The organism is Paenibacillus sp. FSL P4-0184 (assembly GCF_038004625.1).
GTDB lineage: Bacteria > Bacillota > Bacilli > Paenibacillales > Paenibacillaceae > Paenibacillus_AQ.
Window position 1 is genome coordinate 3040388 of sequence record NZ_JBBORN010000001.1, and the last position, 22332, is coordinate 3062719.

The window sequence follows — 22332 nt, forward strand, 5'->3', positions numbered from 1 at the left end:
GAAAGGATGTCTTAAGCTATCGAGCTTAGACATCCTTTTTTTTCGTGGCGATCTAGTTCTTGAAATAGATGTAACAGCGGGTTTAGGAGTTAGGTAACAGGAGAATCCTGATTTGAAGAGGGATTAAGCTCGGTCATTTATTGGGAGATAAGGACGTAAAAATAGTCCGATATAATGGGCTTTTATTCTTTAATCCTTTTAATCTGATATATTACTAAAATAAAAATGATGACACAGAACATAAAATGCCTTATTATTTAAAGAGATTTTTAGTAAAACAGTTTTTAAATAATTATAGTACAAACCTTGGCTTAGAAGGTTTCAGAATAAACGGAAAGGAAGGGGGAGTTTGCAATCCTATCGCTGAGTCGGGTGAGTAAAGGATTCAAGCTGAAGGACGGCATGTATCAGGCGGTAGATGATGTATCGCTTGATGTGAAGAAGGGATCGATTCACGGGATTATTGGTGAAAGCGGGGCAGGGAAATCCACGCTGCTACGATTGATTAATCTGCTGGAAAAGCCGGATCAAGGGACAGTTACCGTAGAAGGGCATAATTTAACCGAAATGCCGAGTAAACAGCTACGGAAAGCTAGGGAAAAGATTGGGATCATTTTTCAGCAATTTAATCTGGTCAATAACGTCACGGTAAGCCGCAACATTTCGATCCCTCTGGAACTGGCAGGGGTACCGAAGCGTGAACGGATGAAGCGGGTGAAGGAATGTCTCGATTTTGTCGGATTGGCTGATAAGGCAGAGCAATATCCCGCACAGCTAAGTGGAGGACAGCGACAACGTGTGGCGATCGCCCGGGCGCTTTCGAACAGTCCAGGACTATTGCTATGTGACGAACCAACATCCTCACTAGATCCAGGAACAACTGCGGATATTCTAGACGTCCTGAAGCATATTAATGGGGGCCTTGGGGTTACGGTAGTGATTGTTACGCATGAGATGGATGTTGTCAAAAGTATATGCACTCACGTATCGGTGATGGAAAATGGTCGAATCGTAGATTCATTCTCACGCCAAGATGGTGATTTCCGGCCTGCTGCAGTCCGTACTGGCTCTTACCGGGATCAAATTCTGGGTAAAGCGGGGGAAACGCATGTTTGATAGTGTACTTCAATATCAGGCACAGATGTGGGAATCGATCGGAGAAACTTTTATAATGGTCGGTATTTCTGTGGGTGCCGCACTGCTGCTGGGGCTTCCGCTCGGGACGTTGTTGTTTTTTTGCCGAAAAGGGCAGCTCTATGAGAATAAAACATTGTCGCTGGTACTCAACAGCATCGTAAATATTATCCGTTCATTTCCATTCCTGCTGCTTGTGGTTGCACTCATTCCGGTCACTCGTTTCCTCGTCGGAACTGCGATTGGAACAATGGCTGCCACGGTTCCGTTATCCATTGTTGCCATTGCTTATTACTCTCGTCTGGTGGAGCAGTCTTTGCTGGAGGTTCCTAAAGGAGTCATAGAAGCAGCGTTGTCTATGGGAGCCTCGAAGCTGGGGTTGATCTTTAAGTTTCTGTATGTAGAGGCTCGTTCGGGTCTAGTGCTCGGACTTACTACCTCCACCATTAGTTTTATCTCTTACTCGACCGTAATGGGGGTTGTTGGAGGGGGCGGGGTTGGAGATTTCGCGATCCGTTACGGATATCAGCGTTTTGAGACTGAAGTGATGATCTATGCGATTGTTGTGATGATTGTATTGGTTCAGTTGGTTCAATTCACAGGAGGTACGATCTCACGGCTGTTAGATAAACGTTAATCGTTCAACCCGTACATCAAATTTTGTAATACAAAATGGTTAAACATATAAACTGGGGGTTAGTTGTAGTAATGAAAAAATCAATGATTGTTGTGCTTATGTTAATGGTATTGGTCGTAGCGGGTTGTGGCTCTAATAAAGCAGCCGAGAACAATTCTGCAAAAGGTAGCGATGAGCTAACGAAATTAAAGATTGCAACTTTGATTCCACCAATGACGGAAATTCTGGATATTGTGAAGCCACTTCTGAAGGAAGATGGCATTGATCTTGAAATCGTTGTGCTGTCTGACAATGTGCAGCCTAATGAGGCTTTGGCGAATAAAGAGGTAGACGCTAACTTTTTCCAACATGTTCCTTATATGAAGCAGTTTAATGAAAGCAAAGGCTCCAATCTAGTAGAGGTACAGCCTGTCTATGACGCTATTTACGGTGGATACTCCAAGCGTTACAAGAATGTTGCGGATCTGCCGGAAGGCGCAACACTAGTAATGGCTAATGACCCTTCAAATATCGGCCGTTCTTTACAAATGTTCGCTGCAGCTGATTTGATTAAGCTAAAAGAAGGTGTAGGCATCAAGGCTACACAAGCAGACATTACTGAGAATTCAAAAAACTTTAAGTTTGAGGAAGTAGATCTATTGATGCTGGCCCGTATGCTGGATGATGGAGATCTAGTGGCAATGACTCCGGCTTATGCCAGCCCGCTTGGATTGACACCAAAGAAAGATGCACTGATTACTGAAGGCGCGGATTCTGAATTCACGATCACCTTGGTTGCGCGTGAAGACAACAAGGACTCTGATGCGATCCAGAAGCTAGCTAAACGGATTAGCGGACCAGAAGTGAAGAAGTTCCTTGAAGATAATTACGCGGATATCGCGTTGCCTGCTTTTAAATAAGCTTAAATAGTTAGATTAGTAATTCAACGAGACTTGTCCATTATGGGCAAGTCTTTTTTTACATATCAGAAAGTATGTATCGGGAGGCCCCGCTTTGTGGGGATATTTTGGTGTGTCACTAGAATGTAAGAACTGCTCTATATAATGGGTTGTAGAATAACAAAGCGGAATGGAGATGGGAAATATGTCTGTACTCAGCGCAATTAATCTCACAAAACATTACGGTAAGGGTACTAACCTGGTCAAGGCACTGGATGGTATTAATGTAGAGGTACACAACGGTGAATTTATAGCGATTGTCGGGACTTCAGGAAGTGGCAAATCAACGCTCTTACATATGCTAGGCGGGCTTGATCGGGCGACAGAAGGTCAGGTGATCATAGATGGTAAAAATATTTTTGGGATGAAGGATGATGAGTTGACGGTATTTAGAAGAAGAAAGATCGGATTTGTGTTTCAGAACTATAATCTAGTGCCGATTCTTAATGTATACGAGAATATTGTGTTGCCCATAGAGCTGGATGGAAACAAAATAGACAAGGATTTCGTGGATCATATTGTGAATACGTTAGGTCTTTCGCAAAAATTGGACAACCTCCCTGGTCAGCTTTCAGGCGGTCAGCAGCAAAGGGTAGCCATCGCACGGGCCTTGGCAGCTAAACCTTCCATTATCTTAGCAGATGAACCTACAGGGAACTTGGACAGCATCACTAGCCAGGAGGTCATTGGATTACTCAAAGTAACAAGCAGACAGTTTAATCAGACGATTCTAATGATTACTCATAATGAAGAGATTGCTCAGCTTGCAGACCGTACCATCCGGATAGAGGACGGTAAAATTACTGGAGGGGCATTGTGATGATGTTTCCAAACAATAATAAGCCCATTGTTAAAAAGCTGACGAGCAGAAGCCTGAAAGCCAATCGGACCCGAAATCGTTTTGTGATTCTGGCCATCGTGCTTACTACCTGGCTCATTACTTCTTTTTTTAGTATTGGACTGAGCAACTATAAGACCTTCGAAATGCAGCAATTGAAAATAAACGGAACCATGGCTGATGTCTACTTAACCTCCCCGTCAGAACAACAAATGAACAAGTTAAAGGAACTCTCCTATATTAAGACCATCGGACTCCAGTCCAGAGTAGGTAATGTGATCAATACGCCAGAAATAGGAGATCTTAATTTAGCTCTGCTCTGGTATGACTCTACAGAATGGACAGAGATGCGTAAGCCAGTGATCGATGGTCTAAAGGGAACTTATCCAGATAAGGAAAATGAAATCGCCGTTCCTTTATGGATATTACAGTCAATGGGGATGGATGATCCACAGATTGGTATGAGCTTGCCGTTAACTTACTCTTTTACCCGCGATGGGGTGAAATCTCAGCAAAGTAGCAATTTCGTACTAAGTGGATGGTTTACCGATTACAGTCATGTTCGTACCGGAAATTCTGGAGCTATGCTGGTATCGGGGGCTTTTGCTACAGCTCATGGCGTAGATCTTAAGAATCCCAAAAATGCCACTATTCTATTTAATGAGAAAAATACGGATGGACTTATCTCACGTTTGCAACAGGATATTCCTTTGGGAAAAAATCAAAAGCTTGAATCTGTCTCTAACCAATCGTCTACCTCTTCGGATAGAACAGCAACTTTGATTGGTTACGCTGGAATTATATTATTTGTTATGTTGAGCGGATATTTATTGATTTATAATGTGCTTTATATTTCTGTCTCACGGGATACAAGGTTCTACGGTCTGCTTAGAACGCTAGGAACTACACAACGGCAGATTAAAAAAATAGTTAGGGCACAGGCTTCACGGTTAGCACTTATCGCTATCCCACTGGGACTTGCCGCAGGAGCTGTGACTTCCTTCGTAATGGTGCCGCTTGCTATGAGTACAATGGATTTGGATACGGGCGTGGTGATTTCTTTTCACCCGTTAATCTTTATTGGAGCTGCGTTGTTTGCTTGGTTGACCACCATGTTTAGCGCTATCAAACCTGCCTCTATCGCTGGCAAAGTTTCTCCAATAGAAGCGGTGAGATATACAGGGACGATGGTTAAAGCTAAGACGAAACGGGGAACTGGCGGATCTAAGCTGCACCGACTGGCTTGGCGTAATATTTTTAGAGTGAAAAAACGGGCGATGGTTGTGTTTCTCTCTTTATTTCTGGGACTGACAACTTTTCTGGTGATCAATACACTTGTGCTTAGTATGAGTACAGATCATTTTATTGCTGAATACATGGATAACGATTTCACGCTGTCTAATCAAACGATGTCCTTTGGATTTGAGGGGGAAGAGAAAGCCAAGATTACAGGGGATATGATCAAGGAAATTCAGGATATAAAGGGAGTAAAAGAGGTCTTCAAAGCTTATACTGGGATAGGTCAGATCAAGTATGATCCTGAGGTGTTCAGTAAGTATGTGGATGAATTCGCAAAATCATATCACACAGATCGCCCTACCGACGAACAATTGTCTGAGCCTCAAAGCATGTTTTCAATGACCCATGTTGTTGGGGTAGATTTAGATCAGGTCAAGAAGATGGAAGAAAAATTAGGAATCACTGTGGATATGGAACGTTTTGAAAAGGGTGAGATTGCCTTGCTGGACAATTTTAGTCTCGGTGGTATTAAGATTGGAGATAACTTTCAAATTAGTCCTATAAATAGCGATGCAGCACAATCTTTCGAAATTGGAGGGCTTGCTGATTTCAGCTCTCTAGGGTCGTCACACTTTGTAGCTCCGAATGTATACATTAGCCATACTGCTATGGAGAAACTCATGAATGACCCACTTATAAGTAAAGTATATATTAATGCAGACCCAAAAGACTGGAAGCCGATTACCGATCAATTGGAAGGACTCATCGGCGGAGATGGTGAGCTGAAGCTGGAGTCGAAGCTGTATATGGAAAAGTTCATGGAATCGGCTAAGCTAACCTTTTACATTATGGGTGGCGGAATTGCGCTCATTCTAGCGCTGATTGGAATTTTGAATTACGTTAATATTATGTATACAGGGGTTGTAGCTCGGAAGCTGGAGTTCGCAGTGATGGAGAGCATCGGGATGACCTCTAAGCAGATGAGAAAGCTGTTGCTGTTTGAAGGGGCAGGTTATGCGATCATATCGACACTGCTAATCTCAACAATAGGCACATTAATCAGTTACGGTGCTTATAGCCTGTTCAGCCAAGAGGCTACTTATGCAGTATTTAGCTTTCCAACCCTTCCGCTTTCTATTGCAATTGTACTCGTTTTTGGGGTTTGCCTGAGTGTTCCGCTTATTGCTTATAAGCAAATTAAAAAGGACAGCATTGTGGAACGTCTGCGGCAAATGGAATAGAGCTAATTAATTAACAGCGTAGCCTTCCTCTGCTTGTTACAATGATAAGTATAGAGGTGAGTTTAATGACAACCATTCTAATTGTAGAGGATGACCGTCTCTTAAACGAGGGGCTGAAGTTCATGCTTGAAAAAGAAAACTATAATATTATTCAGGCCTATTCTTTTCAGGAGGCGGCTTCTAGAATTCAGGATCAGACCATCGGTCTGGTCCTTTTGGACATTAACCTCCCAGATGGGAGTGGTCTTGCACTGTGCCAGGAAATTCGGCGAACGAGTACCATTCCGGTAATCTTTCTAACAGCCAATGATACTGAGCAGGATATGGTCACTGGATTTGGGCTAGGTGCTGATGATTATATTGCGAAGCCATTTAGCATGGTCGTACTTTTGCAGCGTGTTAAGGCTGTTCTTCGACGAACAGGCACTGATGGTGGCTCAGAGCTGTTTCAATACAAGGATATTACAATTAACTCAGCCAAAATGAAGGTTTACAAATATGGACAAGAGATAAAACTAACCACCAATGAGTATCGTCTCCTTGCTATCTTAACCGAGAATAGCGGTCAGGTTCTTACTCGGAGGTTAATGCTGGAGAAGCTATGGGATATAGAAGGTAATTTCGTGGATGAGAATACGCTAAGCGTAAATATTCGTAGGCTACGGGCCAAAATTGAGGATGACCCTAAAGATTGTCAATACATTAAAACTGTATTCGGTATTGGCTACACATGGGGAGAGTAAGGATGAAGAATCCTTTTAGAAAAATTATTTGGAGCTCGTTCACCCTTTTGGCAGTAGTCGTTGTGTTGTTTGTATCTATGCTTATCTATTATAAGCCTGAGAAGCATGTAGTTATTGGATGCGTGGTGTTTATTAGCGTGATGGCTCTGCTGTTTATAAGTTTTGTACTCGCGCTTCGTAAAGAAATGCTAAACACGCTATCTTCATTGTCGGGATTGATTCAAGATCTTATCAATGGACAAATGACTCAGATGTTCCCGGTACAGGAGGATACACTCCTCTCTAAATTACAGCATCAGGTTATTCAATTATCTGAGCTGTTGTCTTCGCAGAAGCAGCGCTACCGTGAAGAGAGTCAAGAAGTCAAAACATTGATCTCTGATATCTCTCATCAACTGAAGACCCCTTTAGCCAATTTAGGGATGTATAACAGTCTTCTTATGGATGAAGGGCTACCTGCTGAAACACGCAGTGAATTTACTCGCCATATGGGTAGTCAGATTGAGAAGCTGTCTTGGCTTATGGAGAATCTGATCAAGTTATCACGGCTCGAATCCGGTATTATAGAGCTTCATGCTGCGGAGAAGCATAATCTTGAGAATACTGTGCTGTCAGCGATCAAACAGGCATTTCCAGCAGCCGAGCAAAAGAATATAGAGATCTTACTGGAAATGGATCAGGAGATTACGCTGCAACATGATCCCAAGTGGACGGGAGAAGCTATCTATAACATCATCGATAATGCTCTGAAATATACGCTCGGGTCCTGCAGTGTTAGAATTACGATTCGCAGATATGATCTTTTTGCAAGGATTGATATTGCTGATGGTGGAATAGGAATTCCTGTTGCTGAGATGAATGACATTTTCAAACGATTTTACCGAGGAGCGGGTTGTAATGGAACAGAAGGTGTTGGTATAGGCCTTTATTTAGCTCGTAAAATTGTGACCGAGCAGGGTGGATATATAAAAGTGAGATCGGAGTTAAGTAAAGGCAGTGTTTTTTCTATATTTTTGCCGTTACGCTGATTCTGAATGTACTTGAAGCTTAGCCCCCTAAATTGGAGGTTTTTCTCATTAAAGTCGCTATTTCATTGAGGAAAAGTGCTTTGCTAGCCCTATAGTGGTCTGCAGTCGCACAGCTACCTCGACTTAGGTCCAGTACCAAAAACCGTCGTTGGTCTGTTTTGAAAGTCTGCGAATTGCTCTAGAATAAGGCTATAAGGTTAAGGACAACGAAAGGCGGTGAGAAAATAATGCAAAGAAGACAAGGAAACGGATTGGCGGTTGTGCTGATTGTGATTGGTGCGGTAATGCTGCTCGGTTTAGCGCTTCCTCTGATTCACGGTATTTTCAGACTACTGTTCCCAGTATTGCTGGTTGTTCTCGGGTACTATGGGATTAAGAGTGGACGCAAGGTTATCGGTTGGGTACTAATGTTCATTGGTGTCATGTCCCTGATCGCGAAGCTTTCCTGGATCATCGGACCACTTCTAGGTGTGGCGTTGATCGTATGGGGAGTGTCAGCTTTAAAGGGTAGAAGAAATGGTACTTATTAAGAAGGATTGTACTTAAACAAGAAGCAGGGAGGGAGCAGGAGATTATGAGCGTTTTTCGTCGCATGAGGGATATTACAGTAGCTAATCTAAATGAACGTCTAGAGCAAAGCCAAGATCCTGTGAAGCTAATTGATCAATTTCTACATTCAACTCGCGAGGAAATCAGTGAAGCTGAAAGATTGTATCAGCAATACGCTTCCCATACGAAGCAATTGCAACAGCAAGTGAACCAAGCGACTGCCATGAGAAATAAACGTGAGGAACAGGCGTTACTCGCATTAAAGGCAGGGGAAGATCATCTTGCAAAGCTGGCTTTGCAAGAAAAGATCATTCACGAGGAAAAGTTGGAGCAGTACAGCGGGCTACTTGAACAAAGTAAGCAATCCTTGTTTGAACTTGAAGGACAGCTGAATGAGCTGAAAATAGAGTATCAGACAGTTTATAGCAAACGTCAGTATTACGCAGCACGTATGGAGTCGCTGAGACTGCAGCAACGTATGAACCAAAGAGCAAGTGCTTATGGTAACGGCGGTGATGTTCCTAAAATGTTCGGACGTCTGGAAGATCGGATGTCAGATTGGGAATTAGAAGCGAAGAGCTTGCGCGATGTGCGTCGCATGGGACAGGAATATGCGGTGCAAGCAGGTGAGACTGTAGCAACCGTACTCGAAAGAGAAATGGCTCGCTTAAAGGAGAAACTGAACAATGGTGGAAAGGAGTAGCGCTATGAGTCGATTATATCGTTCAACCAGAGATAAAGTGATGACGGGTCTTGCAGGTGGATTATCTGAGACACTCGGTATTGATTCCACGCTATTCCGGATTCTGTTACTGGTCAGCATTCCGTTTACAGGAGGTGCCGTGATTCCAGTGTACTTCATTGCAGCGCTGGTCATTCCGAAGGAGCCTACGCATTATAATCCTTTCGGACCAGGCCCTGGTGCACCGGGTGGCCCATTCGATGGTCCTTACTCAGGTAGACCGGAACATGGACACGGACCGCATGCTAATGGCGGACATGGACCTTATGGACGCCAACCTAACTACAATCCTAATTTTGAGAAGAACAACGCATATTCAGCTCCGGATTCCGGTTTGGATGCGATGATGAAGGATATCGAGAAGAAGGCTTTGCAAAAAGAAGTAGAAGAACTCAAACAAAAACTGTCTAAATATGAGAAAGGGGAATTGTAAATCATGGGAGTATTTCAAAGAATTAAAGATATGACTAAGGCGTCGGTAAATGACTTGTTGGATAAGGTAGAGGACCCAATCGTAATGCTTAACCAATATCTGCGCGATATGGAGGCTGAAATCCACGAAGCAGAAGTTACAGTTGCCAAGCAAATGGCGAATGAACGCCGCATGAAACAACGCGTGGAAGAAGCAGCAAAAATGTCCGCACAACGTGGAGCACAAGCTGAATTGGCATTGAAAAACGGCCAAGAAGAAGTGACTCGCAAGCTGTTGGAAGAAAAAATCTACTTCGATCAAAAACAAGCGGAATACAGCGATCTTCATGCTCAAGCTGAAGTGCAAGCGAAGGAATTGGTTGGGCAGCTGCATGATATGAAGGATGAATTCTACAAGCTGCGCAACAAGCGTAACGAGCTCGTATCCCGTGCTCAAATGGCTAAAGCGAAGAAACAAATGACGCAAATCAGCAGCGTACATTCCATCGAAAGTGGCAGTGCGTCACTCGGATTCCACCGGATGGAAGAGAAGATTATGCAGCTTGAAGCAGAAGCAGATGTAATGCGTGCACCTTACAGCCCATCCGCTGCCTACACTAAACCAGTCGATGTTGAGAAGCAACTGAAAGTGGATGAGCAACTGGCTGCACTGAGAAGCAAGCTGAATGATACACCGGCTGCTCCTTCTTTAAACAAAAAAGAAGAATAAATCCTGTTCCTAAAACTTAAGTAGATATGATATGCTGGACAAGAAGAAGCCATACGGTATGGATCTCCATACCGATATGGCTTTTGTAGCGGCTGGCTATAATATATTGATGGTTGTAGTTTTGCTTACGAAGTTAGTTTTGCTACGCAAAACTTTTGGGAGGTGCGAAATGGATAAACGAAACCGTTTGATTGCCATCGGACTGATCGGTGTTGGCTGCATGATGATTTTTGGTAGATGGCTCGGCTTTTTCTCCATTGTCGCGCTTCTATTCCTGTTCCTAGGGGTCTACCGCACGACATCAGGAAAAGTGAAGCAGGGTTATAAGCTGCTCGGGATTGGTGCTATATTACTTTTGCTGGATCATTTGGTGCTCGTGCTGGGGATTTGTTTGATTTCATTGGGGATGTTTTTTACTAAATCCAAAAGAGTTCAGCGTAAGGAAGGGTTTATGCAGAAGCAAAACTTTTCGTCTAGATTTGACTGGGATCGCTCACCCTGGGTGATGCATAGCCTCAGCTCATGGCATATCCTTGGAGAGGCCGATCTTGATCTTTCACTGGCTATGGCGGAGCAAAAGGAAACAGTTATGCTGTTTCAAGGAATCTTTGGTGATATGGACATTCAATTGTCAGATGATTATGGTGTGGAAATAGAAGCCTTTGTGCTTTTTGGATCGATTGAATTCGGTAATGGGCGCGATACTGGTATGCTAAACCGTCTGAATTGGAAGTCCCCTAACTATGAGAGCAGTGAATATAAGGTAAAGTTTAGTGTCTCTTATTTGATGGGAGATTTGGATGTGCGATTATCCTGATTAGTTTGATACAGAAGGGAGGGTCCCCGTGTGGATAAAAAGAACAAAAATATGATGTCACGCAGTATGGGTGAGGGGGCTCTGTTCTCTTTTGTCATGCTGCTTGTGATATTGTACACCATGTATACATATGGCTATTTAAAGCCTTTTGAAAGCTGGATGATTGGATTACGCACGGCATTTACTCTAATTCTGCTGCCCATGGGGTTCGGGGTTGGCTTTGGTTTCTATCAGAGCTTCCGAGTAAAGCGAAAGTTGGAACGCCTGAGAGAAACTCTCGTATTGTGGGAGAAGGGAAACTTAACGCTATCTATGCCTGACTTGGGTGACGATGAGCTGGGAAGGCTCGGAGAACAATTAGGCCGAATTAGTGGAAAATGGGAAAACCAAGTGACAACACTGCAGCGATTGTCTACAAACAACGCGAAGCTCGCGGAGCAAGCACGAGTATCTGCTATTATGGAAGAGCGCCAGCGGCTTGCGCGTGAATTGCATGATGCAGTCTCACAGCAGTTGTTCGCGATCTCTATGACCGCCACGGCTGTAGGCCGGACGCTGGAGAAGGATTTTGACAAGGCGCAACGGCAAATTGCACTTATCGAAGAAATGTCTGCTGTAGCCCAATCAGAGATGAGAGCACTATTGCTTCATTTAAGACCTGTTTATTTGGAAGGTAAGGGATTAGAGCAGGGGCTGCAGGAGTTGATCAAGGAACTTAAGGTTAAGGTTCCGATTGAAATCGTGTTCGAGATGGACCCTGATGTACAATTGCTAAAAGGGGTAGAGAATCACTTATTCCGTATTGTGCAGGAGGCAATCTCCAATACGCTTCGTCATGCGAAAGCAGAAAAGATGGAAATCAGGCTGCATCGGCGAGGAGATACAGTTCGTTTGACGCTCCGTGATGATGGGATTGGTTTTGAATTGGATGATAGTAAACAAACTTCCTACGGTTTGTCGAATATGCAGGAGCGGATGAATGAAATCGGAGGTTCCATTCAGTTTATTACCGCTCCGGGTAAAGGAATGCGGATTGAAATTACCGTTCCGTTAGTCAATGAATAATAGGAGGAAAGAGTGACCATGGAGATGGAGGAAGCCATTAAGGTATTGCTTGTAGATGATCATGAAATGGTGCGGATCGGACTAGCTGCTGTTCTAGGTACTGAAGACGGAATTGAAGTCGTAGGGGAAGCTGGAAGTGGGGAAGAAGGTATCCGCCTGGCACAAGAGTACAATCCGGATGTAGTCCTGATGGATCTCGTAATGGATGGGATGGATGGGATTGAAACGACCAAACACTTAATGAAGCAGTATCCCGAAATCAAAGTTATTGTGTTGACAAGCTATCTGGATGATGAAAAAATGTATCCGGTGATTGAAGCAGGTGCGTTCAGTTATCTACTAAAGACCTCACGAGCTAGTGAAGTGGCAGATGCCATACGCGCTGCGGCAAGAGGCCAGTCTGTACTGGAGTCACAGGTCGCTTCTAAAATGATGAATCGTTTTCGAAACAATGCAAAGGGTGAATCCCCTGCTTATAAAGAGCTTACGGAGCGCGAGATGGAAGTATTACGTCTGCTGGCGCAAGGTAAATCGAATCAAGATATCGCGGACCAACTAATTATTGGGATCAAGACTGTGAAATTTCATGTAACGAATATTCTCGCGAAGCTGGGTGTGGAAGACCGGACCCAAGCAGCAATTTATGCATATAAAAATGGACTAGCTGAATAATTGGATATCCCAATTGGTGTGAGTACAAGAACTGGCCAGAGTAAGAAGGGCTGGTTTTTTTGTGTGCACGAGTATATGAAAATACTTGTCTCCGTATAAAATCTTGTAAAGTGGACATCCTGTTTAGTAGATTAATAGACCGGATTGAGAGGGTGTTGGATTGTGGGGTATGTGGAAGAAAGTAAGGGAAAGAGACACGGTGCAGGCCGAAAAAGCGGTATTAAAGGAATGTTGCTGGTATTGATTCTATGCTGTACTGCGTTACTTTTGGCAGGTTTTCGGGGCGAAGGTGAAAAAGAGAGCAGCCAGATCGCCCAATTGAAAAAGTCACTTCCTCTCCTGACCTCCCTTGGTAAAAGTGTTACAGTACCCGGCTCCCCTCTTCGTTTAGTTTTAAAATGGCAGGGAGAATTCAATGGTGATGGTCTAGAGGCTGGCCTCACTGCAACTAACCTATCCGATGATCTTGGGTTGGGAGAAACAAGCCGGGAAGACGAGGGTGAACATCTTACTTATCGTTCGGCTGCCGAAAAAGCCGGTTTTCAAACCACCATGTTCTGGAGTGAGCTTGGAAACGGACGTAGTTATGTGATTGTAACCCTGGAGACACCCGATTTGTTAAATGCTCCGGATCTGCAAGCTGAAGCAGAAGAAGCTGGCGCGAAACTTCGGAAGATCGGAATCGCAGCGGAATGGAACACCTCACTTCAGGGTGCTGCGAAGGAGCAGGAGGACCCTCAGAAGGCTCTATTGTTAACGGAGCAGAATATGTACGCACAACTGCCCGATCTTAAAGTACAGGAAAGCTACGAAGACGAAACAACAGCCAGCCATACTTATAGTACATCAGCATTGCTGCATTCCGTAATCAGCGGAAACCACGAGGTAGTTCTACAGACAGCTATTCATCAGGATACAAAAGAGGGAAGCAGCCGTGTTACGATTGGATTTCCATTAATAACAATAGAATATTGAAAAAGACCAATCAAGGATCTATTGTAGAATGCCCGTACTTACAATTTTAACATCAACCTTGGTATGGAATTTTACTTTCCGGTAATCCTCAGACCAATTTTTGTTGCTCCAGACATTGTGATGATAAGCAATAAGTTTTCTTCCTACACCAAAGATATCACAGTTTGCCTTTTGGATTTCATTAACAACTGTCTTTGCTTCCTTTGTAAGCAAATCCGAAAGATCTTGATTGACTTTTTTAAGTTCTTTTTCGTCGAGTACATCCGTAAACTCTTCTACGACGGCTTGCAGCTCTAAGCCCAAATTCACATCAATGCTTTCATCAGCAGAAACGGATACCTTGAATTTTCGCTTTATTTTTTTTGAACCGACATTAATGGTAATGAAATTCCGAATATCATCGGAATGTCCCAAATCAAGTTTCTTAGTGAAGCGGGCATTTTTCCCCTGTTGTCCCATCAGCAGAACCATCATGATTGACTGATCGGGGTTCAACATTCCGCTGTAATTCTGGTCATGAAAGAGAGCCACCCCTTTCGTGATTATATCGCCCTCATCTCTACCTAGATATGGAAGAGCAAAGTCATGCCCTGGATCCATCAGGGAACGGAACACGGTATCTGCCGTTTCTTTTGGAAAAATACTCATTTCTTCCAGACTATCGATCTTTTGCTTAATGAATTCCCCGATCTTTAATTCCCCAACCTTTTTTTGCTCAAGAATTTGGGCAGCTTCTCCTTCCGTAATAATTAGCCGAACGTTGGATGTTGGATTGCTTGGATCCCTATAATTCACATCCAGAATAGGGTACAGGCCACGCTCAGCCGTAGTCCTTCCCATAAGCTCAAACCCATATTTAATAAATCTAATGTTTCCCCTAACTTTATTTCGCAATTGATTGCTTGCATTGCGCACAGTCGATCCGATACTCGAATGGATTTCATTCTTGGTAGCTTTCTGCTCAATATCGGGGGGAATGATTAATTCGATGGTTTCTTTGATCTCTCCGTTCTCTGTATAATCAATTGCAGCACAATAAGCCAGATGCAGGTCTTTCAAATATTCCCGGTCCCAACATCCAGTAAGACAGATAGAAACAAGGGCAATTAAAAGTAAATGCGACTTGAATTTCATGTCAAACTTCATGCAAGACCACCTGGCTTTCTCTTCATAAATAGGGAAATCATCAGCAATACCATCGATAATCCGGCAATAAACACATAGGCCGCATAGTTAGCGGCTGTATCAAAAAGATGTACACCTGCAGGAGTTACAGGTGCAAGTGCGATCATAAAAGAAATGATTTTTACAAACGGAGCAAAATGTTTATGGCTTTTTCGACTAAATAAAACACTGAGTCCAATGGATGCTGCGTAACAGTAGCTAACAATAGAACAAACAAGCGTGATGGCCCAAATCGGCAGAAATAGGATATCTGCACGGTCCACGATATAAAAGTTAAGAGATTTTACTAAGTAGATGACGGGTTCGGGCATGATTTTGATTTGCTCGGAGTTAAATACCATTAGACAGGTAGAGACCACAAAGACATAGAGCAGGGTTACGAACCCACTGGCTAGACTAATGGTCATTAATTTTTGTTTATTTGTACCTTCGGAAAGCGGATAGACGATCATCATCATTTCGAAACCATACATAGATTTAGTTGATTCCTGTGCTCCCTTCACGACATTCCAGAATCCGTTCTCCAAAAGGGGGAGCATAAATTCAAAATGAGCTTGAGTTAAACCATAGCTGACAAATAGTATAAGCGGGACAAAAAGAACTGTTGCCAATGTATAGAATCTGGCCAACACTGTAAGCTTTTCCCTTGCCAAATAGAGAGTCATGATCGAAAAGAGGGTTAATATAGCCCATCTTGGTGTGGATTGCAGAATCCACCTCTGCAGCACCTCTACCGCACTGAACATAATATTGGAGCCAAGCAGAACAAAGTAACTGATGTAAGCGATTATAAGTACTCTACCGATAATTGGACCTCCGAGCTTTAAACATATAGTAAATAAGTTGAGTCCGGGGAAATTTTTCAGCAGAACCCATAGAAGAATGATAACAATTTGGGTAATGATGCCCGCAATCAAAACAGAGAGAGCTCCTCCACCCTTGGCCGCTTCGTTAAGCTTGAAGGGAAGAGACAGAATGCCAACCCCGATTTGGGCTTGAATCATAAAGCAGAAAAGTTGCCCCCTCGTTATCATTTTTTCTTTTTGAGTCATTCTTATAACTCCTGTCAGTTCAGATTAAATGATTATTCTTCTTCAGCCTCTGATTTGCTTGTATTCTTGCGGATGGACCATATCGGAAGGCGCAAGAAGGTGTCTTTCAAGCTTTGAATATTTACCGGGCTTAGAGGCGTAAGGTAAGGTTGTCCAAAAGATTCAAGCTTACACAAATGTACAAAAATAAGTGTCAACCCAAATGATATGCCAATATATCCGAACAAAGAGGCAGCAACCATAAGTGGAAACCGCATAAATCGGATCGCGGAGCTCATCTCGTTGGAAGGGATGAGAAAGGATGATATGGCAGTCAATGCAACAACGATGATCATTGCGTAGGAGACCAATCCAGCCTTAACAATGGCATCCCCGATGACCAAACCACCTACAATCCCAATGGTTTGACCTACACGGCTGGGCAGACGGAGCCCTGCCTCCCGCAGCAGTTCAAATATGAGTTCAAGCAGCATCGCTTCTACCAATGGGGGGAATGGGATCCGGGTCAGTGAACCTTGAATTGTGAAGAACAATTGCAAGGGAAGGACGCTGGAGTGAAAAGAAACGGTGGCAATATAGAGTGCTGGCAGTTGGAATGCTGTTACAAAACCAATCAGACGGATAAAACGGACAAAGGAAGCAATCAGCCATCGATTGCTATAATCATCCGGCGTCTGATAGAAGGTGAAGAAGCTGGCAGGTACAATCAGAGCTGTGGGATCTCCATCCAGCAGGATTGTGACGTATCCTTTCAGTAAGTAGAAGGAGGTATGGTCTGGGCGCTCAGTATTGATATGTTGTGGAAATATAGAGTAGGAATTATCCTCCGTTAATTCCTGAATAAAGCCGGTGGAGAGCACCGAATCAAGAGTGATTTTTTTTATTCTAGATTCTACTTTTTTTACTAATTCAGGTTTGGCAAGGTTCTCCATATAGATTAAAGCTACCTTTTTGGGAGCGATTTTCCCAAGGGTGAAGTAGCGAACAGTAAGGTTTGGAGTGGTGATTTGTTTACGGATCAGGTATAAGTTAACCGTCATATCTTCAATAAAACCGTTATGCGGCCCCCGAATAACTGCTTCATTCAGAGGTTCGGTTATAGTTCGTTCGTGTTTGGCAGGAGTAGAGAGGATATAAAATTCAGATATTCCTTCAACAAAGTAGAGGCAGCCTCCGTTAATAAGTCCCTGAATGCCTTTATTTAGTTCTGTTTCCACACCGAAGCTGAGCGTTGTAAATAGTTTGGAAAGCTCTTTGTTTTTGCTATTGTGAAAAGGAGCAATCACATTCTGCTCAACCAGTTCCATGTCTGCCATGGACTCTAGATAAAAGAGAATTCCTTCAGTTCCGTTAAAGGATATTCTTCTTTTTTTGAGATCATTTGAATAGAACAAGGCTGCTTCGATGAAATCGGCGTTTTGATCTACAGTAGTGAATGAGATCTGTGTTTGGTCAGTCATTAAGGGCGCTCGACTTTCGAGTTATTTTCCTTTAACGTTCCCGAATGATTTGCAGAATATTCCTGAATGAAAGTAACTAATTGGTATAGGTGTTTGTCTGCACAGCTTGAGAAACAAAACGATTCACTTATATTAATGGATAAAGTGACAAACACTTCGTCAATATAGATAGTTCTATAAGGTGAAGTATAATTAGTAATAAGAAATTTTAATTGAAATTTGCGAAATCCCGAGAGTATTTGTCAGGAATCTGATAGCATCCTTTTTAGGAATATGCTAAAATGACATAACGTCGTTTTCTCGACGCTGAGAATGTCAATAAACTATATTACATACAGAAAGATGAGGAGCCATGGCTGAAAATCAAACCCTTGATGCACTGCACACACCCGGTGCTGTCTTTTTTATCTTTGGGGCAACCGGAGATTTAGCCCGGCGTAAGCTTTTCCCGGCGATTTACAGCTTGTACCGTGAAGGTAAGCTGGCACATGATTTTGCGGTAATTGGCGTGGCGCGGCGCCCGCGTACTCAGGAAGAATTTAGAAGTGATGTGAAGGAATCCATCCTTGAATTCTGCCGTTATAAAGCGGGAGAAGAGAGTGAATGGAATGAGTTTGTACAGCATTTTGAATACAAATCTCTGGACATCAACGATATTGATGGCTTCCGTGAATTAAGAGCTCAAACAGAAGCTCTTGAAGAGAAGTTTAGAATTCCGGGCAATCGGATGTTCTATCTTGCGCTGGCACCTGAATTGTTCGGCAGTGTCTCGTTCAACCTTAAGGCTGGCGGCATGCTGGATAGCACAGGTTGGAATCGCCTCGTCATCGAGAAGCCTTTTGGATATAATCTGGAGTCAGCTGAGCAGCTGAACGAGCAGATCCGTGAGGTGTTCAAGGAAGAGGAGATCTACCGGATCGATCATTATCTTGGTAAAGAAATGGTTCAAAATATTGAAGTCATTCGTTTTGCAAATGCTTTTTTCGAGCCGCTTTGGAATAATAAGCATATTGCCAATATTCAAATTACACTTGGCGAAACCGTAGGTGTTGAAGAGCGCGGTGGTTATTATGACCATGCTGGAGCGTTACGGGATATGGGCCAGAATCATATATTGCAACTGCTGACTATGATTGCAATGGAACCACCAAGCCGTCTGCTTGCAGAAGATATTCGTGACGAGAAGGTGAAGGTACTTCGTTCACTTCGTCCTTATGGTACATCTGACGAGGTTCGTGAGAACGTCGTGAGAGCACAGTATATTCAAGGCTTGCATAATGGAAAGACCCTTCCTGCTTATCGTCAGGAAGATAAGGTTGATCCTGAATCGAGTACTGAGACGTATTTTGCTGCCCGTGTGTTTGTAGATAACTTCCGCTGGGCTGGAGTTCCTTTCTATATTCGTACAGGTAAACGTCTACCGGTGAAGACAACGGAAGTGGTAGTTGAGTTCAAGGGAATGCCAACCAATGTTTATTTGGGACAAAAGCATACGCTGGAGCCTAACCTGCTTGTTATCCGTGTGAACCCTATGGAAGGCATTTATGTAAAGATTAATGCCAAGAAGCCGGGTTCCGAGTCTGAAATTCAACCACTCGCTATGGACTTCTGTCAGAGCTGCTTGGTTGGAATCAATTCCCCGGAAGCTTACGAGCGCTTGCTTCATGACGCGGCACGCGGAGATTCTACTTATTTCACTCGTTGGGATGAGGTATCGTCTGCATGGTCGTTCGTGGATCGTATTGCGAAGGCTTGGAAGGAAGAGTCGAGTGATCTATCTGCTTATCCTGCCGGCACTTGGGGTCCGGTTGAAGCGGATCAATTGCTTGCTCAGGATGGCTTCCATTGGTGGCCGGTAAACGGTCAGGAAGAAGATAATGTAGTATGGCTGAAGAATAACTAAACTTTGCTTTAATGCTATCTCCCTGCAGAGGATGCAGGGAGATTTTTTGTAATGCTGAGATTAGAGAACACTCAGCCTCCCAAGGTCACTCTGGCTCCAAATGCCGCTCGGGCGACAGGAGCATTTTTTAAATAACTGCACTTTGTACAATTAAAATCACATATTGGGTGGAAATTAGTCTTTTAAGTGTATTCTCTGCAACTATTTTCTCCGCATAAGGCCGAAAAGCTAGCACATTGAATTTTTAATTGCATCAAATACAACTAAAGGCGATTGGAAATGCTAATACTTCAAATAAGTGTAGGAAATACAACTATTTTACTATAAGAGACTGCGGAGAAATGTGAAACGAAATCAAGGGAGGGGCCTATATTCAACGGGGGGCCATGGGGAGCCCTGTTTTCAATTAACACACACCTCTTTGGGACGATCGAACGGACCTTATCCTCCAAAATGCATGTTTTAGTCGAGCTTACGGACAAATGTATGCGAAAAACCTAATACAATGTGCCGCCAGTAACGTAAACGAGCCGAATGTATGCGAAAAACCGAATATAATGTGCCGCCAGTAACGTAAACGAGCCGAATGTATGCGAAAAACCGAATACAAGTTGCCGCCAGTAACGTAAACGAGCCGATTGTATGCGAAAAACCGAATACAGTGTGCCTCCGGTAACGTAAACGAGCTAGCGCTGTTATCTGCCCTGAATCACCCGTGAATGGGCTTGTTATTAGGGATTAAGTGCAATAAGGACGCAGTCAGGCGTTTTTCTTGTTGAGCTACGGGAACTGGTGAACAGCATATAGACCTGATTTGGGAGATATTTTGCTGCAAAAGCTTTTTAGTAGATAATGTCTGCCGGATTTTGATATACTTTAGAGGATGCTTTCACTTGAAGCGGACTGGAGCTAGACCTAAGATAGCTATTCATTCAGAAATGAAGGGGTATGAACGATGAGCAGAGCACCGATTTGAAGATAACCCCAGTGTAATTGAAGCAGAAGCAGGAATTTTATATATGAAGGGATATGTGTAATGAACAAAGCAATAGATCAGAAGCTGCAAAAGGAAGTGGACAGACGCAGAACCTTTGCGATCATTTCCCACCCGGATGCGGGTAAAACAACTTTAACGGAAAAACTACTGTTATTCGGTGGTGCTATCCGTCTGGCGGGAACGGTTAAGGCCCGTAAGGCGAACAAGCATGCAACGAGTGACTGGATGGAAATTGAAAAGCAACGGGGGATTTCTGTTACTTCCTCTGTGATGCAGTTTGATTATTTGAATCACCGCGTGAATATTTTGGATACACCGGGTCACCAAGACTTTAGTGAGGACACCTACCGTACACTAACAGCAGCGGATAGTGCGGTCATGCTTATCGACGTGGCAAAAGGTGTGGAGACCCAAACGACCAAGCTGTTTCAGGTATGTGCGAAACGTGGGATTCCGATCTTTACTTTTATCAATAAGCTGGACCGTGAAGGACGTAGTCCGTTTGATCTAATGGAAGAGCTGGAGCAAGTACTGGGTATTCGCTCTGTGCCTATGAACTGGCCGATTGGTAGTGGACGTGAGCTGTGCGGCGTATATGACCGGATGAAGAATCAGGTGGAGCTGTTCCAAGGTGACGATCACTCCGTAATCAAGGTGCAAAAGGTTGACGGATATCGTGATCCAATCATTCGTGAAATGGCTGGGGAATATCTGCATGATCAACTGTGTCAGGATCTGGAGCTGCTGGATGTAGCAGGCGATGCTTTTGACTATGAAAAAGTACTAAGTGGTGAACTCACACCTGTGTTCTTTGGTAGTGCGATCAATAATTTTGGCGTACAAACTTTCCTCGATAATTTCTTGGATCTGGCACCGAAGCCTGAACCACGCCGTAGTACTACAGGTTTGGTAGAACCAATGAACGAGAAGTTTACTGGCTATGTGTTCAAAATCCAAGCCAATATGAACCCGGCTCACCGTGACCGGATTGCTTTCCTGCGTATTGTATCCGGAAAGTTCGAACGAGGTATGAGCGTGAAGCATGTACGTGCGGGTAAGGACATTAAGCTGGCCCAGCCGCAACAATTCTTAGCGCAAGACCGTGATATCGTAGAGGAAGCTTATCCGGGAGATATTATCGGGTTGTTTGATCCAGGTATTTTTAGAATTGGAGATACACTGAGTCAGGCCGGAGATTTGGAATTCGATGAGCTGCCAACATTCTCACCAGAGATTTTTGCTAAAGTGAGTATTAAAAATGCTTTGAAATCGAAGCAGTTCCAAAAGGGTGTCGATCAGCTGACTGAAGAGGGTATGATTCAAGTATTCCGTACGGTTAACTTTGACGATATTCTGCTCGGTGTAGTTGGACAGCTGCAGTTTGAAGTGTTCGAGTACCGCATGAAGGGTGAATATGGTGTGGATGTTCAGTTGCAGCGTATGCCATACCAGTTCGCGCGTTGGATCGTAGATGAGGCTAAACCGGATGCGAGTAAGTTCCGTATTAACTCTACGCTAGTTACAGATAAGAAGGGCAATTTTGTCGTATTGTTCGAGAATGAATATGCTATGCGGACAGCGATGGATAAGAACCCGACAGCTACGTTCCTAGAGATGGCTCCAAAAGCATTGCTATAGTAAGGAAGCTACAACTTTCTGATTGTTAATAAAAACCTCCGCTTTCAGCGTGCAATTGCACAATGGGAAAGCGGAGGTTTTTGACTAGTTGCGGCTACCTATGACGTGATATTCCCGGGAGTAATCGTCTCCAGGTGATCATGGAGCATAGAAACCAAATTATCTTGCTTAGCGGTGTCTAAGTCCTTCCATATCATTTCAAACACGGCGCCAAGTCCCGGGAGTGCTGCTTCCGGTCCGTCTACCGAGCCTTCGATCATATGCCGCAAATCTTCTTCAGATTGACCATGCACTTTATGAATAATCGCCTGGCGTAAGTCAATAGTAACCGACATAAA

General features: G+C 43.6%; 21 protein-coding genes. 17 read left to right on the forward strand and 4 right to left on the reverse strand.

Translation table 11 applies throughout. The annotated features are described in order from the left end of the window. The first annotated feature begins 354 nt into the window (after nt 1-354). From MKY52_RS13360 to MKY52_RS13430, 15 genes are all read left to right on the forward strand, one after another. Nucleotides 355-1116, forward strand: a complete 762-nt coding sequence (locus MKY52_RS13360) for a methionine ABC transporter ATP-binding protein (protein WP_341053414.1) — start codon at nt 355-357, stop codon at nt 1114-1116. Next, nucleotides 1109-1771 carry a methionine ABC transporter permease gene (locus MKY52_RS13365; protein WP_042191779.1) on the forward strand — a complete coding sequence of 221 codons (663 nt, stop codon included), beginning with the start codon at nt 1109-1111 and terminating at the stop codon, nt 1769-1771. The genes MKY52_RS13360 and MKY52_RS13365 overlap by 8 nt, the downstream gene beginning before the upstream one ends. Before the next feature lie 71 nt (nt 1772-1842). Next, entirely contained in the window at nt 1843-2670 is an 828-nt protein-coding gene (locus MKY52_RS13370) for a MetQ/NlpA family ABC transporter substrate-binding protein (RefSeq protein WP_341051688.1), read from the forward strand. Between the two features lie 184 nt (nt 2671-2854). Beyond that, nucleotides 2855-3529: an ABC transporter ATP-binding protein gene (locus tag MKY52_RS13375; protein ID WP_042191775.1), complete on the forward strand. Its 675-nt coding sequence runs from the start codon at nt 2855-2857 to the stop codon at nt 3527-3529. Next, nucleotides 3529-6027 (forward strand): ABC transporter permease, encoded by a 2499-nt coding sequence (locus MKY52_RS13380; protein WP_341051690.1) that lies wholly within the window; start codon nt 3529-3531, stop codon nt 6025-6027. The genes MKY52_RS13375 and MKY52_RS13380 overlap by 1 nt, the downstream gene beginning before the upstream one ends. A 65-nt stretch (nt 6028-6092) precedes the next feature. Next, nucleotides 6093-6770 (forward strand): response regulator transcription factor, encoded by a 678-nt coding sequence (locus tag MKY52_RS13385; RefSeq protein WP_341051691.1) that lies wholly within the window; start codon nt 6093-6095, stop codon nt 6768-6770. Between the two features lie 2 nt (nt 6771-6772). Next, nucleotides 6773-7798 (forward strand): sensor histidine kinase, encoded by a 1026-nt coding sequence (locus tag MKY52_RS13390; RefSeq protein ID WP_341051692.1) that lies wholly within the window; start codon nt 6773-6775, stop codon nt 7796-7798. Between the two features lie 227 nt (nt 7799-8025). Next, nucleotides 8026-8328, forward strand: a complete 303-nt coding sequence (locus tag MKY52_RS13395; protein WP_076285318.1) for a LiaF transmembrane domain-containing protein — start codon at nt 8026-8028, stop codon at nt 8326-8328. Between the two features lie 44 nt (nt 8329-8372). After that, complete coding sequence (locus MKY52_RS13400) at nt 8373-9050, forward strand: PspA/IM30 family protein (protein ID WP_042130994.1); 678 nt, start codon at nt 8373-8375, stop codon at nt 9048-9050. 4 nt (nt 9051-9054) lie between these two features. Then, nucleotides 9055-9522 (forward strand): PspC domain-containing protein, encoded by a 468-nt coding sequence (locus tag MKY52_RS13405; RefSeq protein ID WP_042194525.1) that lies wholly within the window; start codon nt 9055-9057, stop codon nt 9520-9522. A gap of 3 nt (nt 9523-9525) precedes the next feature. Next, nucleotides 9526-10230, forward strand: coding sequence for a PspA/IM30 family protein (locus MKY52_RS13410; protein WP_042191765.1), 705 nt, complete (start codon nt 9526-9528; stop codon nt 10228-10230). Nucleotides 10231-10399: 169 nt separating this feature from the next. Further along, nucleotides 10400-11047, forward strand: coding sequence for a cell wall-active antibiotics response protein LiaF (gene liaF / locus MKY52_RS13415; protein WP_042191763.1), 648 nt, complete (start codon nt 10400-10402; stop codon nt 11045-11047). Nucleotides 11048-11098: 51 nt separating this feature from the next. Then, nucleotides 11099-12112, forward strand: a complete 1014-nt coding sequence (locus MKY52_RS13420; protein ID WP_341053415.1) for a sensor histidine kinase — start codon at nt 11099-11101, stop codon at nt 12110-12112. 18 nt (nt 12113-12130) lie between these two features. After that, a complete protein-coding gene (locus MKY52_RS13425; protein ID WP_179085807.1) occupies nt 12131-12784 on the forward strand; it encodes a response regulator in 654 nt (217 codons plus the stop codon). A gap of 162 nt (nt 12785-12946) precedes the next feature. Then, nucleotides 12947-13759, forward strand: a complete 813-nt coding sequence (locus tag MKY52_RS13430; protein ID WP_341051694.1) for a YwmB family TATA-box binding protein — start codon at nt 12947-12949, stop codon at nt 13757-13759. A gap of 18 nt (nt 13760-13777) precedes the next feature. Here the strand turns inward: MKY52_RS13430 and MKY52_RS13435 are convergent, their stop codons facing one another. The 3 genes from MKY52_RS13435 to MKY52_RS13445 are packed head-to-tail and all read right to left on the reverse strand — an operon-like array spanning nt 13778 to nt 17456. Next, nucleotides 13778-14905: a Ger(x)C family spore germination protein gene (locus MKY52_RS13435; RefSeq protein WP_341051695.1), complete on the reverse strand. Its 1128-nt coding sequence runs from the start codon at nt 14903-14905 to the stop codon at nt 13778-13780. After that, entirely contained in the window at nt 14902-15996 is a 1095-nt protein-coding gene (locus MKY52_RS13440) for a GerAB/ArcD/ProY family transporter (protein ID WP_341051696.1), read from the reverse strand. The genes MKY52_RS13435 and MKY52_RS13440 overlap by 4 nt, the downstream gene beginning before the upstream one ends. Nucleotides 15997-16028: 32 nt before the next feature. Further along, nucleotides 16029-17456, reverse strand: coding sequence for a spore germination protein (locus MKY52_RS13445; RefSeq protein ID WP_341051697.1), 1428 nt, complete (start codon nt 17454-17456; stop codon nt 16029-16031). A gap of 352 nt (nt 17457-17808) precedes the next feature. Between MKY52_RS13445 and zwf the strand changes: the two genes are divergently transcribed. Then, a complete protein-coding gene (zwf, locus tag MKY52_RS13450) occupies nt 17809-19359 on the forward strand; it encodes a glucose-6-phosphate dehydrogenase (RefSeq protein ID WP_341051698.1) in 1551 nt (516 codons plus the stop codon). A gap of 1036 nt (nt 19360-20395) precedes the next feature. Beyond that, nucleotides 20396-21994, forward strand: a complete 1599-nt coding sequence (locus MKY52_RS13455; RefSeq protein WP_042191749.1) for a peptide chain release factor 3 — start codon at nt 20396-20398, stop codon at nt 21992-21994. 98 nt (nt 21995-22092) lie between these two features. Here the strand turns inward: MKY52_RS13455 and MKY52_RS13460 are convergent, their stop codons facing one another. After that, nucleotides 22093-22329 (reverse strand): small acid-soluble spore protein SspI, encoded by a 237-nt coding sequence (locus tag MKY52_RS13460; protein ID WP_042191747.1) that lies wholly within the window; start codon nt 22327-22329, stop codon nt 22093-22095. Nucleotides 22330-22332: the final 3 nt, after the last annotated feature.

Excerpts from the sequence above, each read along its gene's own strand:
- liaF (WP_042191763.1), top strand. The coding sequence starts at position 10,400 with ATGGATAAACGAAACCGTTTGATTGCCATCGGACTGATCGGTGTTGGC.
- MKY52_RS13395 (WP_076285318.1), top strand. The coding sequence starts at position 8,026 with ATGCAAAGAAGACAAGGAAACGGATTGGCGGTTGTGCTGATTGTGATT.
- MKY52_RS13390 (WP_341051692.1), top strand. The coding sequence starts at position 6,773 with ATGAAGAATCCTTTTAGAAAAATTATTTGGAGCTCGTTCACCCTTTTG.
- MKY52_RS13385 (WP_341051691.1), top strand. The coding sequence starts at position 6,093 with ATGACAACCATTCTAATTGTAGAGGATGACCGTCTCTTAAACGAGGGG.
- MKY52_RS13420 (WP_341053415.1), top strand. The coding sequence starts at position 11,099 with ATGATGTCACGCAGTATGGGTGAGGGGGCTCTGTTCTCTTTTGTCATG.
- MKY52_RS13370 (WP_341051688.1), top strand. The coding sequence starts at position 1,843 with ATGAAAAAATCAATGATTGTTGTGCTTATGTTAATGGTATTGGTCGTA.
- MKY52_RS13455 (WP_042191749.1), top strand. The coding sequence starts at position 20,396 with ATGAACAAAGCAATAGATCAGAAGCTGCAAAAGGAAGTGGACAGACGC.
- MKY52_RS13410 (WP_042191765.1), top strand. The coding sequence starts at position 9,526 with ATGGGAGTATTTCAAAGAATTAAAGATATGACTAAGGCGTCGGTAAAT.
- MKY52_RS13440 (WP_341051696.1), bottom strand. The coding sequence starts at position 15,996 with ATGACTCAAAAAGAAAAAATGATAACGAGGGGGCAACTTTTCTGCTTT.
- MKY52_RS13445 (WP_341051697.1), bottom strand. The coding sequence starts at position 17,456 with ATGACTGACCAAACACAGATCTCATTCACTACTGTAGATCAAAACGCC.
- MKY52_RS13460 (WP_042191747.1), bottom strand. The coding sequence starts at position 22,329 with ATGTCGGTTACTATTGACTTACGCCAGGCGATTATTCATAAAGTGCAT.
- MKY52_RS13405 (WP_042194525.1), top strand. The coding sequence starts at position 9,055 with ATGAGTCGATTATATCGTTCAACCAGAGATAAAGTGATGACGGGTCTT.
- MKY52_RS13365 (WP_042191779.1), top strand. The coding sequence starts at position 1,109 with ATGTTTGATAGTGTACTTCAATATCAGGCACAGATGTGGGAATCGATC.
- MKY52_RS13400 (WP_042130994.1), top strand. The coding sequence starts at position 8,373 with ATGAGCGTTTTTCGTCGCATGAGGGATATTACAGTAGCTAATCTAAAT.
- MKY52_RS13375 (WP_042191775.1), top strand. The coding sequence starts at position 2,855 with ATGTCTGTACTCAGCGCAATTAATCTCACAAAACATTACGGTAAGGGT.
- zwf (WP_341051698.1), top strand. The coding sequence starts at position 17,809 with ATGGCTGAAAATCAAACCCTTGATGCACTGCACACACCCGGTGCTGTC.
- MKY52_RS13425 (WP_179085807.1), top strand. The coding sequence starts at position 12,131 with ATGGAGATGGAGGAAGCCATTAAGGTATTGCTTGTAGATGATCATGAA.
- MKY52_RS13435 (WP_341051695.1), bottom strand. The coding sequence starts at position 14,905 with ATGAAGTTTGACATGAAATTCAAGTCGCATTTACTTTTAATTGCCCTT.
- MKY52_RS13380 (WP_341051690.1), top strand. The coding sequence starts at position 3,529 with ATGATGTTTCCAAACAATAATAAGCCCATTGTTAAAAAGCTGACGAGC.